This window comes from Pseudomonas cistanchae (assembly GCF_054483635.1).
Window position 1 is genome coordinate 177,149 of record NZ_JBTLWN010000004.1, and the last position, 15,661, is coordinate 192,809.

Annotated in this window: 14 protein-coding genes; 6 read left to right on the forward strand and 8 right to left on the reverse strand. The window is 64.1% G+C overall.

Translation table 11 applies throughout. The annotated features are described in order from the left end of the window. Positions 1-33: 33 nt before the first annotated feature. From ACX0MV_RS13185 to ACX0MV_RS13210, 6 genes are all read left to right on the forward strand, one after another. On the forward strand, positions 34-1,401 hold the full coding sequence (locus tag ACX0MV_RS13185) for a choice-of-anchor I domain-containing protein (protein ID WP_458982970.1): 1,368 nt from the start codon (positions 34-36) through the stop codon (positions 1,399-1,401). Between the two features lie 243 nt (positions 1,402-1,644). Next, positions 1,645-2,565: a glycine betaine ABC transporter substrate-binding protein OsmF gene (gene osmF, locus ACX0MV_RS13190; RefSeq protein WP_458982971.1), complete on the forward strand. Its 921-nt coding sequence runs from the start codon at positions 1,645-1,647 to the stop codon at positions 2,563-2,565. A gap of 7 nt (positions 2,566-2,572) precedes the next feature. Then, positions 2,573-3,721 carry an ABC transporter permease gene (locus tag ACX0MV_RS13195; protein ID WP_458982972.1) on the forward strand — a complete coding sequence of 383 codons (1,149 nt, stop codon included), beginning with the start codon at positions 2,573-2,575 and terminating at the stop codon, positions 3,719-3,721. Then, on the forward strand, positions 3,721-4,668 hold the full coding sequence (locus ACX0MV_RS13200; RefSeq protein ID WP_458982973.1) for an ABC transporter ATP-binding protein: 948 nt from the start codon (positions 3,721-3,723) through the stop codon (positions 4,666-4,668). The genes ACX0MV_RS13195 and ACX0MV_RS13200 overlap by 1 nt, the downstream gene beginning before the upstream one ends. An 11-nt stretch (positions 4,669-4,679) precedes the next feature. Further along, positions 4,680-5,435 (forward strand): ABC transporter permease, encoded by a 756-nt coding sequence (locus ACX0MV_RS13205; protein WP_458983201.1) that lies wholly within the window; start codon positions 4,680-4,682, stop codon positions 5,433-5,435. A gap of 86 nt (positions 5,436-5,521) precedes the next feature. Continuing rightward, positions 5,522-6,766: an SLC13 family permease gene (locus ACX0MV_RS13210; RefSeq protein ID WP_458982974.1), complete on the forward strand. Its 1,245-nt coding sequence runs from the start codon at positions 5,522-5,524 to the stop codon at positions 6,764-6,766. Between the two features lie 111 nt (positions 6,767-6,877). On the opposite strand, the gene rlmF is transcribed toward ACX0MV_RS13210, so the two are convergent. The 8 genes from rlmF to ACX0MV_RS13250 form a co-directional block, all read right to left on the reverse strand. Next, positions 6,878-7,876 (reverse strand): 23S rRNA (adenine(1618)-N(6))-methyltransferase RlmF, encoded by a 999-nt coding sequence (gene rlmF, locus ACX0MV_RS13215; RefSeq protein ID WP_458982975.1) that lies wholly within the window; start codon positions 7,874-7,876, stop codon positions 6,878-6,880. A gap of 126 nt (positions 7,877-8,002) precedes the next feature. Further along, the gene (locus ACX0MV_RS13220) at positions 8,003-8,299 is read right to left on the reverse strand and encodes a winged helix-turn-helix domain-containing protein (RefSeq protein ID WP_458982976.1); all 297 of its coding nucleotides are present in this window, start codon (positions 8,297-8,299) and stop codon (positions 8,003-8,005) included. Positions 8,300-8,311: 12 nt separating this feature from the next. Further along, the gene (locus ACX0MV_RS13225) at positions 8,312-8,791 is read right to left on the reverse strand and encodes a hypothetical protein (RefSeq protein WP_458982977.1); all 480 of its coding nucleotides are present in this window, start codon (positions 8,789-8,791) and stop codon (positions 8,312-8,314) included. After that, the gene (gene nhaD / locus ACX0MV_RS13230) at positions 8,788-10,152 is read right to left on the reverse strand and encodes a sodium:proton antiporter NhaD (protein WP_458982978.1); all 1,365 of its coding nucleotides are present in this window, start codon (positions 10,150-10,152) and stop codon (positions 8,788-8,790) included. The genes ACX0MV_RS13225 and nhaD overlap by 4 nt, the downstream gene beginning before the upstream one ends. A 126-nt stretch (positions 10,153-10,278) precedes the next feature. Then, positions 10,279-13,125, reverse strand: a complete 2,847-nt coding sequence (locus ACX0MV_RS13235; protein WP_458982979.1) for a valine--tRNA ligase — start codon at positions 13,123-13,125, stop codon at positions 10,279-10,281. Positions 13,126-13,281: 156 nt separating this feature from the next. Then, a complete protein-coding gene (locus ACX0MV_RS13240) occupies positions 13,282-13,677 on the reverse strand; it encodes a DNA polymerase III subunit chi (RefSeq protein WP_458982980.1) in 396 nt (131 codons plus the stop codon). Positions 13,678-13,686: 9 nt separating this feature from the next. Continuing rightward, positions 13,687-14,103: a DNA polymerase III subunit chi gene (locus tag ACX0MV_RS13245; protein ID WP_458982981.1), complete on the reverse strand. Its 417-nt coding sequence runs from the start codon at positions 14,101-14,103 to the stop codon at positions 13,687-13,689. After that, a complete protein-coding gene (locus tag ACX0MV_RS13250) occupies positions 14,100-15,587 on the reverse strand; it encodes a leucyl aminopeptidase (RefSeq protein WP_458982982.1) in 1,488 nt (495 codons plus the stop codon). The genes ACX0MV_RS13245 and ACX0MV_RS13250 overlap by 4 nt, the downstream gene beginning before the upstream one ends. Positions 15,588-15,661: the final 74 nt, after the last annotated feature.

Sequence of the window (15,661 nt, forward strand, 5' to 3'; positions counted from 1 at the left end):
CCGTTTCCATTCTCTGTATAAGGATGTTTGCCAATGCTGCGTATTCCCGCGCTGTGTGCGCTCTTCGCCCTGGCGCCACTGGCCTCGGCGCTCGAACTGAAACCGCTGGCAGTTTACCGCAGCGGCTTTTCGGGTGGAACCGAAATCGTCAACGTGCAGGCGTCGAGCATGCGCGTGATCGTGTCCAACAGCGCCGAAGGCCTGGTGGATATTCTCAAGCTCGATCCGGCCGGCGATCTGAGCCGGATTGCCCGCCATGCGCTGGTGGAGAAAGGCACAGGCGAAATCACCTCCGCAATCTTCCACCCCAGCGACGACCTGTTCGCGATCTGCGTACGCGACCGCGACGGCCTGAAGAACGGCCGGGTCGAGTTCCGCGCGGCAGCTGACGGTGCGCTGCTTGGCAGCGTGGAAATCGGCGTATGGCCGGACAGCCTGGCCTTTTCGCCCACCGGCGATTTCGTCGTGGTGGCCAACGAAGGCGAAGGCTATGTGCGCGACGGCGACGGCTTTCGCAGCGGTGAAGGCTCGATCAGCCTGATCGACCTGCGTCAGGGCGTGGCGAGCGCCACCCACACGCTGATCCAGCTGCCGGATCTGGCCGGTGTCGCAGGCACCACCCAGTCCGAGCACAAGCGCCTGCTGGAGCGGGTGATCGACGGCGAGGAAATGAAGATTCCGTTCGGCACCAGCCCCGAGCATATCGAGCCGGAATACGTGACCTTCAGCCCCGATGGCGCGCAGGCGTATGTCAGCCTGCAGGAAAACAACGCAATTGCTGTGGTCGACGTGCTGCAAGGCAAGCTGGCCAAGGTGTTCGGTGTGGGCACAGTGCGTCACGCAGCGGATATCGAGGACGACGGCGCCTATGCGGCGAATGGCGAGCTGTTCGCCCTGCGCGAGCCGGATGCACTCAGTGTCAGTGCGGATGGCCGCTACTTGCTGACTGCCGACGAAGGCGACACCGACCCGAAAATCGCCAAGACCAAGGCCGGCCTGCCCAGCGGTGGCGGACGCACGATCAGCGTGTTCGCGGCCGACAGCGGCGAGTTGCTCGGCGATACCGGCGGCCAGCTGGACCAGATGGCGGCCAAGGCGGGCGTCTATCCCGATGGGCGCAGCCCGAACAAGGGCAGCGAGCCGGAAGGCGTGGTGAGTTTCGACGCGTTTGGCAAGCGCCTGGCCGTTGCAACCCTGGAGCGTGCCGACGCCCTGGCGTTGATCGACCTGCAGCAACCGGCGCAGCCCAAAGTGCTGCAGGTGGTGGGTGCGGGCGAGGGCGCGGGCTCCGGCGACCTGGCACCTGAAGGGCTGTCCCATGTCGAGCACGAAGGCCGGCATTTCCTGGTTACCGGCCTGGAAAAGAGCGGCAACGTCGCGCTGTTCGAACTGGTCGAGTAAGCCCTCTGGCGCGTCGACGACGCGCCACGTTCGTTGACAATCGGCGCAATGCCGATACGCCAACCGCACCTTCGCGGTTGGCGTTGTCATATCCCCTGACAGTTACCACTGCAACGCAGGCGCCGTGCGATGGCATCCTGCTGAACACGCGGGCCGTTGATTGGCTTGTGCGCGTTTGTCACGCGCGACATCCTCTAGGCTTGTGGCAAAACAACACTGGCAAAACAATAAGGTGGGTAAGCCATGTCTTTATCGGGTAGCAAATTCGCGCGCCTGCTCGCGGTGCTGGCGCTGTGTTCGGCAGTCGGTGGCGTGCAGGCACAGCAAGCGGTAGTGGTCGGCTCGAAGATCGACACCGAAGGCGCAGTGCTGGGGCAGCTGATCTATCAGGCGTTGCAGCGCGGTGGCGTGCCGGTCGAAGACCGCACCCAGCTGGGCGCGACCAGCATCGTGCGCAACGCGCTGATCGCCGGGGAAATCGGCATCTACCCGGAATACACCGGCAACGGCGCGTTCTTCTTCGACAGCGCCGAGAGTGGCGTGTGGAAGGACGCCGAGCGGGGCTACGCCAAGGTCAAGGAACTGGACCTGGCCGCCAATAAACTGGTCTGGCTGCAACCGGCGAATGCCAACAACACCTGGGCGATGAGCGTGCGCGGCGATCTGGCACGCGAGCATGGGCTGAAAACCCTGGATGATCTGGCCCGCTACCTGAAGGACGGCGGCGACTTCAAGTTTGCTGCCAGCGCCGAGTTCGTCGAGTCGCCCACTGCGCTGCCGGCGTTTCAGCAGGCCTATGGGTTCACCCTGGACGCCGACCAGTTACTGATTCTCGCGGGCGGTAACACCGCCGCCACGATTCGCGCCGCGTCGCTACAGACCAACGGCGTCAACGCGGCCATGACCTATGGCACCGATGGAGGCCTCAGTGCGCTGGACCTGCTGGTGCTGGAAGACACCCGCGGCGTGCAGCCGGTCTACCAGCCGGCGCCGCTGGTGCGCGAGGACGTGCTCAAGGCCCACCCGCAGATCGCCGAGCTGCTGCAGCCGGTCTTCGCCGCGCTGGACCTGCAGACCCTGCAACGCCTGAACGGTGAGGTGGCGGTTGAGGGCGCGGAGCCGGCCAAGGTGGCGGCAACCTTCCTCGACAGCCTGGGCCAATAATGCCCGCATGAGACCCGTCAATACGGTGATCCCGTTGCTGGCGCTGATGGCGCTGGCGTTGCTGTGGAACCTGGATTTCATCAGCGTGCACGCCAACCGCATCGCCCCGGGGAGGGGCGTGGGGCTCATGGCTGCCCTGAGTCTCGGCTGGGCATTGACGCTCAGCGGCCTGCTGCTGGGCTGCGCAGCGCTCGCCTGGAAGACGCCGAGATACGGATTGATCATGCTCGCCCTGGCGCTGTTGGCCGTGCAGTTGCCGTTCGGCCTGGCCTGGGCCATCGAGCGGCATATCGATGGTGACTTGCCCCACGGGCGAGTTGCACTCGGCGCGGGGTTCTGGAGCCTGGTGTTTCTGCTCGGCCTGCTGCTGATCGAGGTGCGTCAGCGCGTGCGCTTGCCGCGGCTGTGGCTGGGTGTGATCGCCGCGACGCTGCTGCTCGCGACGGCGTGGATCGTTGCTCAGCAATGGCTGGAGCCCTTGGCCTTGCTACGCGAATACGCTGCGCGAGAAAGCCAGTTCGCCGCTGCCTTGTCCAGCCACCTGGCGCTGGTGGGCGGTGCGGTTGGGCTGAGCCTGCTGCTCGGGTTCGCCATCGCCCTGGTGATCAGCCGTTTCCCGGCTGCGCAGAAGAGCAGCATCGGCATGTTGAACGCGATCCAGACCATTCCCAGCCTGGCGCTGTTCGGCTTGCTGATCGCGCCGCTCAGTTACCTCGCCGCGCGCTACCCGCTGCTGCAAACGCTGAACATCGGCGGTATTGGCTGGGCGCCGGCGCTGCTGGCGCTGGTCGCCTACAGCCTGTTGCCCATCGTGCGCAACAGCTGCGTCGCCCTGAACGACGTGCCGCCTGCGGTGATCGAGGCCGCGCAGGGCATGGGCATGAGCCCCTGGCAGGTGTTCGTGCAGGTGCGTCTGCCGCTGGCCATGCCGTTGATCATCGAGGGCGTGCGCATCACCACCATCCAGGCGATCGGCCTGACTGCCGTGGCGGCGCTGATCGGCGCGGGCGGTTTTGGGACCTTTATTTTCCAGGGCTTGGGCCAGGCGGCGATGGATCTGGTGATCCTCGGCGCACTGCCCATTATCGTCCTGGCGCTGCTGGCGGACGCCCTGTTCAGTCTGTTGGCGCGGCGCTACGCGGGAGGCGAGCGGTGATGATTGAGTTGAACAATGTCAGTAAAACCTTTGGCTCGATTCGCGCGGTGGATTCGATTTCCCTGACCGTGCAACCCGGTGAGCTGTGCGTGCTGGTCGGTACGTCGGGCTGCGGCAAGTCGACCAGCCTGCGCATGATCAATCGGCTGATCGAGCATTCGGCCGGCAGCATCCGTATCGATGGCGAGGACATCGATCGCATCGACCCGCAGCAGCTGCGACGGCGCATCGGCTATGTGATTCAGAGCACCGGCCTGTTTCCACACTGGACGGTGGCCCGCAATATCGCCGTGGTGCCGAGCCTGCTCGGCTGGCCAGCCGCACGGGTTCAGGCGCGGGTCGACGAGCTGTTGCACCTGCTCGGCCTGGAGCCAGCCGAGTTTGCCGGCAAATACCCCAGCCAGCTCTCGGGCGGGCAGGCCCAGCGGGTTGGCGTGGCGCGGGCGCTGGCCGGCGATCCGGATATTCTGCTGATGGACGAGCCCTTCGGTGCGCTCGATCCGATTACCCGCGACAGCCTGCAGAACGAGCTGCTGCGGATTCAGCAACAGGTGGCCAAGACCATCGTGTTCGTCACCCACGACATGGACGAAGCGCTGAAGCTGGCGACCCGCATCGTGGTCATGGACAAGGGGCGGATCGTGCAGCAGGACAGCCCACAGGCACTGTTGGCCAAACCGGCCAATGCCTTTGTCGAAACTCTGCTGGGTGGCCAGGAGCGCGGCCTGAAGCAGGCTGGTCTGCTGCAGGTGAGCAGCCTGATGCAGCGCCTGCCGAAGGCGCTGCCAGCGCCCGTAGGCGCGAGTGTCGACGCCGCTGCCAGCCTGCGTCAGGCGCTGTCGGTGATGCTCTGGCACCGTTGCAAACGCCTGGCGGTGGTTGATGGCGACGGATTGCAGATCGGTGTGCTGCACCTCGGCGCGCTGCTGGAAGACGACCAGTGCTGAGCGCATCCGCCATGCCTGCCGCGCGGCGCCAGGGCGGCGGGTGGCAGCCGCTGCTGTGGTTGGCGGTGCTGCTCGCGGCGACATTCGGCCTCGGTGAACTGGACGCGCTGTTTCGCCTGTTCGAGCCGGATTCCCGCACAGTTATCTACAACCGCGCGCCGTTTATCGAGCTGCTGGGCAGTCACCTCGGCCTGGTCGCGCTTGCCGCTGGCGTATCGACACTGATCGGCGTTGCGGCCGCGGTGGCGGTGACCCGGTCCTGGGGTGAAGACTTTCTGCCGCTTGCCGGGCAGGTGGCGTCGATCGGCCAGACCATTCCGCCGGTGGCGGTGCTCGCCCTGGCGGTGCCGGCACTTGGCTTTGGCAACCTGCCGACGCTGTTCGCGTTGATTCTCTACGGGCTGTTGCCGATTTTGCGCAATGCCCTGGTGGGGCTGCGCGGAATCGACCCGGCAGTATTGGAGGCGGCGCGCGGCATGGGCATGTCACCGTTGCAGGTGCTTTGTCGGGTCGAACTGCCGCTGGCGTTCACCGTGATAGTCGCGGGCGTGCGCACCTCGGTCACGATCAATATCGCCACCGCCGCCATCGGTTCCACCATCGGCGCCAGTACCCTGGGCGACCCGGTGATTTCCGGGCTGGTCACCGGCAATAGCGCGTTCATCCTGCAGGGCGCGATCCTGATCGGCCTCCTTGCGATGACGGTCGACAGCCTGTTCGAGCAATTGCAGCGCCGTGTCTCTCCCCTGGGCAGCGCTGCAGACTAGTGGGCGCTTTTCCTCGTGCCCGTGGCCCGCTAGAGTGCGCCGGCGCACAGCGAAATCGCTGAGGGCGCGTGAGCGGAGAGGGCCAGATGGCGGCGATGTCGTGGTGGGTGGTGGGTTGTTTCGTGTTGACCTACCTGGGCATGGCCGCGGGCGGCATCCGTGGCCTGCGTGTCGATCGCAGCTGGATCGCCGCGGCCGCTGCGGTGCTGTTGCTGATCAGCGGCGCGCAAACGCCAGGTGCCGTTGCCAGCCATCTGGATGCCGGCGCGCTGTTGCTGTTGCTGGCCCTGATGCTGATGTCCGCGCAGTTCGAGTTTTCCGGCGTCTACGCCTGGCTCAACGAGCGCCTCAGCCGCTATGCCGAGCGGCCGGCGCTGGTGTTGTTCGGTGTGGTGCTGCTGGGCGGGGTGTTGTCCGCCGTGCTGGTCAACGACATAGTCGCGTTCGCCCTGACTCCCTTGCTGTGCCACAGCCTATTGGCGCGCGGCCTCGACCCGCGGCCGTTTCTGCTGGCGCTGGCCCTGGCCTGCAATGCCGGCTCCTGTGCCAGCCTGATCGGCAACCCGCAAAACATCCTGATCGGCCAGGCCGGCGGCCTGGATTTCTGGTCTTACAGCCTGATCGCGCTACCACCGGCGCTGGTGACCCTGGCGGTCATCTATGTCTGCATCTGGCTGCAGTGGCGCACTCGCTGGGGCGTGGCCAAGCCACTGGTGGCGGATGAAACCCCGGTGGCGCGTATCTACGGCAGGCGCAGTTATCTCAAGCCGCTGCTGGCGACCTTGGTGCTGCTGGGCCTGTTTTCCACCGATCTGCCGCGCGAGCTCTCCGCGCTGCTGATCGCTGCGCTGGTGATGATCTCCCGCCGCGTCGACAGCCGCGACTATGTGCACCGGGTGGACTGGAACCTGCTGTTACTGTTCGCCGGGCTGTTCGTGGTGACCGGCGCGGCGCTGAGCCTGCCAGAAGTGGCCGGGCTGACGAATGACCTGGCTGAGGCCGGGATGCTGCCCAGCGGCATGGTATCGCTTGCCGCTGCGTCCCTGGTGGCAAGCAACCTGATCGGCAACGTGCCCTTCGTCATGTTGCTGCTGGGCATCGTGCCGGATGCCTCCGAGGGGATGCTGATCGGCCTGGCGATCATGTCGACCCTGGCCGGCAACCTGCTGCTGATCGGCAGCGTGGTCAACCTGATTGTTGCCGAAAGCGCTCGCCGCCAGGGCGTGGTGTTGGGGTTTGCCGACTTCGCGCGCAGCGGCCTGCCGGTGACGCTGCTCAGCATGACCCTGGCCGGCCTGTGGCTGGGGCTGGGCGGCTGGTTGCCCTGGTAACCAGGGGCGCCGCGATGGTGGACAAGGCTGCGCCATGTCCACCCTACCAAAGCGCACTTCAAGGGCAGCCAAACGCTCGCGCAAGACCTCGGCGCGCACAGTTTGCTCGTATCACCAGCGGTTGCGGCGCCAGTTCTGCTGCTGCTCGGGGGTGAGAAATGTCCAGGCAACGAAGCGGCTTTGCTTCTGGCCTTGGGCCATTTCCACGGTGCGCACGTCCAGCGCGCCGACCTTGTTCAAGGCGCTGTAGACGCCGGGCAGGTTACTGGCCTTGGAAATCAGGCTGGTGAACCAGAACACCTGCTGACCGACCTCGGCGCTTTCCTTGATCAAGCGGCTGACGAACGCCGCCTCACCGCCCTGGCACCAGAGTTCGGCCGCCTGACCGCCGAAATTCAGCACCGGCAGCTTGCGCTTGGGGTCGAGCTTGCCCAGGTTGCGCCATTTGCGTGTGCTGCCGCTGCTGGCCTCTTCCGCGCTGGCGTGGAAGGGCGGGTTGCACAGGGTGACCTCGAAACGCTCATCGGCGTGCAGTACCCCCTGGAAAATCTGTCGAGCGTCGGGTTGCAGGCGCAGCTCGATGGCATCCGCCAGGCCTGGGTTGCCCTGGACGATGGCGCTGGCCGAGGCGATGGCGTTCGCGGCGATATCGGTGCCGAGAAAGCGCCAGGCATATTCGCGGTGGCCCAGCAGCGGGTAGATGCAGTTGGCGCCCACGCCGATATCCAGCGCGCGCACCTGGGTGCCACGCGGTATTTCGCCGCCATTGCTGCTGGCCAGCAGGTCGGCCAGGTAATGCAGGTAATCGGCGCGACCAGGGATCGGCGGGCACAGGTAATCCGCCGGAATATCCCAATACTGGATGCCGTAGAACTGCTTGAGCAGCGCTCGATTGAACACCTTGACCGCCGCCGGGTTGGCGAAGTCGATGCTCTCCTTGCCATACGGATTGATGATCACGAACGCCGCCAGCTCCGGGCTGGTCTTGATCAGCGCGGGAAAATCGTAGCGGCCCTGATGACGGTTGCGCGGGTGCAGCTGGCCTTTTTCGGCTTTTGCGCTGCTGGGGGCGCCGTGCTTTTGCTGCGGACGGTGGCGAGGTGTGGACATGCGGGGCTGATCGTCGTCGGGAAAGCGCTCATGTTCCCATAGCAGCGAGCGCTTTGCAGGGGGCCGAGGTGTCTGGGCAGAAATCATCCCGGGTATCGCGTTGCTCAACCCAGGCCACGGGCAAGGTCAGGGGTAGCCGAGGGTCGCGCGGATCTGCGGCAGGTGCGCGGTGATCCAGTGGCGGTCGATAGCGCCCCAACTGCGGATCATGTAGTAGCCGGCGTTGTTACGCTCGCCGGGGTGTTGCACGAAGGCGCAGTCGATATCCAGGTCGGCGAGGGCAGCCAGAGTGTCCTGGGCGGTGCGCCTTGGCATGCCGGTGGCGTCCATCAGCGCGGCGACACTGACGGCGCTGCCGCTGTCGATCAGCCAGGCTACGTAGAGGCGTCGGTAGAAGCTGGTTTTGGTCTTGCTGATGTCCATTCGCGCCTCGGCTCAACAGGTTCGGCTGGCATCGCGGCGCCGGAGCGCGCGGTGTCGGCTGGAGAAAAACAGACGGAGAAAGGTTTTCACCACCAGGGCAGGCAGCAGCGGATCGACGCTCAGCTCGTCGATCACCCGCGTGCCGCCGCCCTGGGCTTCAATGCGCCGCTGATGTCGCCACAGGCGCATGCCGGTCATGGGCGACTCCTCGACAAAACCGACCCCTGGGTGCAGTTCGAGCAGGGTAAGGCGCGAGGTGCCCAGGGGCAGGCAACCGAACAGCCATAGCCAACTGGTGAACAGCGGCTGGCCGGGCTTTACGTCGACATCCTCGAGGTTGCGCACCTCTCGCGGCATGCTCATCCACAGCAGCGGGCGCATCTCCGCGCGCAGGCAGCTGACATCGGTGATCCAGCGCCAGACGATGTCCGGGCTGGCCTTGAGGGTCGATTCGAAGCGCAGTTCGATCGGCGCTGGCGGGTTTATCGTCATGCCAGCGTGGCGAGGCCGATATAGGTGGCCGCGCCGGCGATGTAGCCCATGAATGCCAGCAGGGTGATCTTCTTCAGGTACCAGATGAAGTTGATTTTCTCCATGCCCATGGCCGCCACACCGGCCGCCGAGCCGATGATCAGGCAGCTGCCACCGGTACCCGCGCAGTAGGCGAGCATTTCCCAGAAAGTGCCGTTGACCACGAAGTTGCTCAGCCAGGCGCTGTCTTCGCCGACCGCCACGACTGCCAGCGCCTCGGGGCTGACCAGCGGATACATCTTCATCGCGCCCGCGACCAGCGGTACGTTGTCCACCACCGAGGACAGCAGGCCGATGGCGATGTTGATCGCATAGACATTGCCCAGGCTTTCCTTCAGCGCGGTGGCGACCTGGGTCAGGTGGCCCGCAGTCGCCAGGCTGGACACTGCCAGCAGGATACCGAGGAAGAACAGCACGCTGGTGGTGTCGACTTTACGCAAGACGCCGACCACCGAAAGCGGGTGCTTGTCCTCGTCATTCTTGCCTCGGTGCAGCACCTCGGTGACGACCCAGAGCACGCCCAGGCCGAACAGGATGCCCATGTACGGCGGCAGGTGGGTCACGGTCTTGAACACCGGCACGAACAGCAGCGCGGCGATGCCGAGCACGAATACCAGGTTGCGTTCGAACGGGGTGGTGGGGTCGCGACGTTCTTCCTCGCTTTCAACCAGTTCGGGCCGAACGAATTCGCCTTTCATGGTGAAGCTGAGGAAGATCAGCGGCACCAGCAGGCAAACCAGGCTGGGGATGAACAGCTGGGTGATGATGCCGCTGGCGGTGATCTGGCTGCCAATCCAGAGCATGGTGGTGGTCACGTCGCCGATCGGCGACCAGGCGCCTCCGGCGTTCGCGGCGATCACCACGATGCCCGCATAGAACCAGCGCTCCTGCTGTTCGCTGATCAATTTGCGCAGCAGCGAAACCATGACGATGGTGGTGGTCAGGTTGTCCAGCGCGGCGGACAGGAAGAACGTGATGAAACCGATCATCCAGAGCAGATGCACGCGCTTGCTCGTGCGGATGCGGTCGGTGATCACCTTGAAGCCTTCATGGGCATCGATCAGCTCGACGATGGTCATGGCGCCCAGGAGGAAGAACAGGATTTCCGAGATTTCGCCGAGATGATGGCGCAGCTCACCGCTGACGCCATGGCCTTCGCTGCCTTGCAGCGCCGGCAGGATGCTGTCGGCGCCCAGTACCAGAACGGTCCAGCAGACCACCGCGGTGAGGATGGCCGAAGCGGCCTTGTCGATTTTGAGGGGGTGTTCCAGGGCTATGCAGAGATAGCCGACGACGAAAAGTAGAGCCATTAGTGCATACATGAAGTCATTCCGTGGCTGTTATTGTTTTGGGGTCCCGCATGCTTGCAAGCTATCTGCCGCCGCCCTGGAGCGGTTGCGGCAGATAAGAAAAAGCCCGCTGTCTTGCGACGGCGGGCTTGGTTTGGATCACAGGTTGGCGATCTTCTCGCGCTGCTCTGCCATCTTGCCGAGCGCCTGTTCGGCTTCGGCCAGCTTGGCGCGCTCCTTGTCGAGCACTTCGGCCGGCGCCTTGGCGACGAAGCCTTCGTTGCTCAGCTTGCCGCCGACGCGCTGCACTTCACCGGAGAGGCGGGCGATTTCCTTGTCCAGGCGCGCCAGCTCGGCGTCCTTGTCGATCAGCCCGGCCATCGGCACCAGCACCTGCATATCGCCAACCAGAGCGGTGGCGGACATCGGCGCTTCTTCGCCCGCTTCCAGTACGCGTACCGACTCCAGCTTGGCCAGCTTGTTCAGCAGCGGCGCGTTGTCGGCCAGGCGGCGGCGGTCTTCGTCACTGGCGTTGGCCAGGATGATATCGATGCGCTTGGCCATGGAGATTTTCATCTCGCCACGGATCTGCCGCAGGCCGAGCATCAGCTGCTTGACCCACTCGATATCGCCTTCGGCGGCGGCATCAATGCGGCTCTCATTAGCCACCGGCCAGGCCTGCAGCATGATGGTCTCGCCCTGCTTTTCACCTTGGGTGACACCTGCTTGCGCCTTGATGCGCTGCCAGATTTCTTCGGTGATAAACGGCATAAACGGATGGGCCAGACGCAGCGCCACTTCCAGCACGCGGATCAACGTGCGGCGGGTGCCACGCTGGCGTTCGATCGGTGCGGTTTCGTCCCACAGCACTGGCTTGACCAGCTCCAGGTACCAGGCGCAGTACTCGTCCCAGATAAATTCGTAGAGCGCTTGCGCGGCCAGGTCGAAGCGGAAGGCGTCGAGGTGGCGGGTCACGTCCTGCTCGCAACGCTGCAGGGAGGAGATAATCCAGCGGTCTACTGGGGACAGCTCAACCGGCTCGCCATTGACGCCAGTGTCCTGGCCGTCGGTGTTTTCCAATACGAAGTTGGCGGCGTTCCAGATCTTGTTGCAGAAGTTGCGGTAACCCTCGACGCGGCCCATATCGAACTTGATATCGCGACCGGTGGAGGCCAGCGCCAGGTTGGTAAAGCGCAGGGCGTCGGTGCCATAGGCGGCGATGCCCTCGGGGAACTCAGCGCGGGTCTGCTTGGCGATCTTCTCGGCGAGCTTGGGCTGCATCATGCCGCTGGTGCGTTTCTCCAGCAGCTCGTCCAGGGTAATGCCATCGACGATATCCAGCGGGTCAAGCACGTTGCCCTTGGACTTGGACATCTTCTGACCCTGGCCGTCGCGCACCAGGCCGTGCACGTACACGGTCTTGAACGGGATCTGCCCGGTCAGGTGGGTGGACAGCATGATCATCCGGGCAACCCAGAAGAAGATGATATCGAAGCCTGTTACAAGAACATCCGTGGGGTGGAAGGTCTTCAGTTCGGCGGTCTGCTGCGGCCAGCCGAGGGTGGAGAAGGTCCACAGGCCGGAGCTGAACCAGGTGTCCAGCACGTCTTCATCCTGACGCAGGTTGGCGTCGCCGAGGTTGTGGGTGGCGCGTACTTCTGCCTCGTCGCGGCCGACATAGACGTTGCCGGCATCGTCGTACCAGGCCGGAATACGGTGGCCCCACCAGAGTTGGCGGCTGATGCACCAGTCCTGGATGTCGCGCATCCAGCTGAAGTACATGTTTTCGTACTGCTTGGGCACGAACTGGATTTCACCGCTCTCGACCACGGCGATGGCTTTATCCGCCAGCGGCTTGGTGCTGACGTACCACTGGTCGGTCAGCCACGGCTCGATGATGGTGCCGGAGCGGTCGCCTTTCGGCACTTTCAGGGCGTGGGCGTCGATGCTTTCCAAGAGGCCTGCGGCCTCGAAGGCGGCAACGATCTGCTTGCGTGCCTCGAAACGATCCAGGCCGGCGTATTCGGCCGGCAGGCTGCAGTCGATCTGGCTGTTGACGCTGCCATCGACATTGAACGCCTGGACCTGTGCGAGCACGGCGGCGTTCTTGTCGAAGATATTCAGCAGCGGCAGGTTGTGGCGCTTGCCGACTTCATAGTCGTTGAAGTCGTGGGCTGGGGTGATCTTCACGCAGCCGGTGCCGAACTCGGGGTCGCAGTAATCGTCGGCGATGATCGGGATACGGCGGCCAACCAGTGGCAGCTCGACGAAGGTGCCGATCAGGGCTTTATAGCGCTCGTCTTCCGGGTGCACGGCCACGGCGCTGTCGCCGAGCATGGTTTCCGGGCGAGTGGTGGCGACGATCAGGTAACTCTTGCCGTCGGCGGTTTTATTGCCGTCGGCCAGCGGGTAGCGCAGGTTCCACAGGCTGCCTTTCTCGTCGTGGTTTTCCACTTCGAGGTCGGAGATGGCGGTGTGGAATTTGGTGTCCCAGTTGACCAGACGCTTGCCGCGGTAGATCAGGCCATCTTTATGCAGACGCACGAAGGCTTCTTTGACTGCTTCGGACAAGCCTTCGTCCATGGTGAAGCGCTCGCGCGACCAGTCCACCGAGCTACCCAGGCGACGGATCTGCCGAGTGATGGTGCCGCCGGACTGCTCCTTCCATTCCCAGACTTTCTCGAGGAATTTCTCGCGACCCAGGTCGTGGCGGCCAATGCCGTCGGCGGCCAGTTGGCGCTCAACCACCATCTGGGTGGCGATACCAGCGTGGTCGGTGCCCGGCTGCCACAGGGTGTTGCGGCCCTGCATGCGGCGGAAACGAATCAGACAGTCCATGATCGAGTTGTTGAAACCGTGGCCCATGTGCAGGCTGCCGGTGACGTTCGGCGGCGGGATCATGATGGTGTAGGGCTCGCCGGAACCTTGTGGGGCGAAGTAGTTGTTCGCCTCCCAGTTCTGGTACAGGGCGGTTTCAATGGCGTTCGGCTGGTAGGTCTTGTCCATGCGCGGCGGGACCCTTATGACGGCTAGACGGAAAAGCCGGCGAGTATAACGCCTTGCGTCGTCAGCCATAAGGCCGGCAAAGACGGCCGGTTTTAGGGGGGCAGACGCACTTGCGGCCGCTGCAGATGTTTTGGTGCGCGCGGCGCGCCCTACCTGTTAGTTTTTGCGCGGCGGTAGCAGGCGCGTAAGGCGCGCTTCCAGGCGGCGTTTCAGTTCGGCTTCGATCTGCGGAACGAAATCGTCGATAACGTCCTGCAGAATCAGCTGGGCGGCGGCGCGCAATTCTCCATCGAGGTGCTTTACCTCGTTGGTGAGTGTGCTGCGCAACTGGGCGCCAATCGGTGCCGAGGTTTGCGGCGTTGCTACGGTGTGGTGGCCGGGTATCGGTTTGGCTGCGGGGGTGACGATGTCGGAGAGCAGCGGGATGGTGTCGGGATCGAGCGAGTCCATCAGCACGGGCGGTTCGAGCGAACCTTCGCCCAGCAGTTCGCGGATCGACTCCAGGTCGTTCAGCAGTTGGGCGGGTTGTTGGGGCGGTTTCGGGTTATCCATGGTGCGGAACTAGAGTTCGACTCGTTTCGGGTCATAGCCACGTTGGCGATAACTGACAAAATTTTCTCGGCACGCGCTGAGCAGCTCAGGTTGCTGATTGACGATCTCGATGACGCGAGTGAAGCGCTCAACCTGAGGTGAAATCGTGCTGCTCAGATTAATCAAGACAGCGTGGGCATGCCCGGGTTCATCGTCGAGGCCGATGGCCACGGGCGCCGTGGGGTCTTCCTGGTGCAGATCGTGGGGAACGAAAGCTTCGGCCTTGAAGCTCCAGAGCAGTTCGTCGAGTTCGCTGCATTGCGCAGCATCGCTGCCACGCAGAAACACCGGAACGCCGGCGCGCCACGCCTTCATGGCGAGCTGGCAGGCCGCGCGCAGGCGGTCTGCCGGAGTCGCCGACGACAATACGTAAAACTCGATTCTCACTGCACCCGGTCCAGCAGGTACTGCGTCAGCAGCGGCACGGGGCGGCCACTTGCGCCTTTGTCCTTGCCGCCGCTGACCCAGGCCGTGCCGGCCACATCAAGGTGCGCCCAGGCGTAATTCTTGGTGAAGCGCGAGAGGAAGCAGCCCGCGGTGATGGTGCCGGCTTTCGGCCCGCCGATGTTGGCGATGTCGGCGAACGGGCTGTCCAACTGCTCCTGGTATTCGTCGAACAGCGGCAGTTGCCAGGCGCGGTCGTCGGCGGTCTGACCCGCAGCGAGCAGCTGCTGCACCAGGGCGTCGTTGTTGCCCATCAGGCCCGAGGTGTTGCTGCCCAGGGCGACGATGCAGGCGCCGGTCAGGGTGGCAACATCGATCACTGCCTGCGGCTTGAAGCGCTCGGCATAGGTCAGCGTGTCGCACAGCACCAGACGGCCTTCGGCGTCGGTGTTGAGAATCTCCACGGTCTGCCCGCTCATGGTCGTGACGATATCGCCAGGTCGGGTGGCGCGGCCGCTCGGCATGTTCTCGGCACAGGCCAACAGGCACACCAGGTTGATCGGCAGCTGCATCTCCAGCACGGCTTTCAGAGTGCCGAACACGCTGGCGGCGCCGCACATGTCGTACTTCATCTCATCCATCCCGGCGGCTGGCTTGATGCTGATGCCGCCGGTATCGAAGGTGATCCCTTTGCCGACCAGAGCGAAGGGTTTGTCGGTTTTCTTGCCGCCCTGATAGTTCAGCACGATCAGCCGTGGCGGCTGCTCGCTGCCCTGGGACACGGCGAGAAAAGCACCCGCGCCAAGTTCGCTGAGCTTCTTCTCGTCGAGTATCTCGACTTTAAGATTTTTGTGGGCCTTGCCCATGGCTTTGGCTTCTTCCGCCAAGAAGCTGGGGTGGCACAGGTTCGGCGGCAGGTTGCCGAGGTCCTTGGTAAACGCCATGCCCGCAGCGATTGCCTGAGCGTGGCCGGTCGCGCGCTCGACCTCGGCCAGGCTGGCCTTGTCGCTGAGCAGGGTGAGTTTCTTCAGCGCGCTGGCATCGGCCTTCTGGCTTTTGAACCGGTCGAATACGTAGGTGGCGTCTGCCAGGCTTTCCACCATCAGGCGGGTTTTGCCGTAGGTGTCGCGACCTTTGACAGCCACGTCCTGCAGGGCCAGTACCGCATCGGCGCCGCCCAGGCCCTTCAGCACGCCATAGATGGCAGTGCTCAGCTTGCGCAGCTGTCGGTCGCCGAGCTCGGCGTCCTTACCGATGCCGACCAGCAGCACGCGCTCGGCCTTGAGGTTGGGCACACTGTGCAGCAGCAGCGTTTGGCCGAGCTTGCCGGCCAGGTCGCCGCGCTTGAGCACTGCGCTGATATTGCCCGCGCTGACGCTGTCGATAAGCTGGCCGATTTCGCCGAGGGTACGACCTTCACCCACCGGGATGACCAGGGTGGCGGTTTTCAAGGTTTCTGGACGAGCGCTTTTGACGATAAATTCCATTGCGTGGAGTCCCCAAGACAACGAGTCGGTATTGCAGGATAATGCCGGTCATTTTTCCGATGGTTCATCTATCC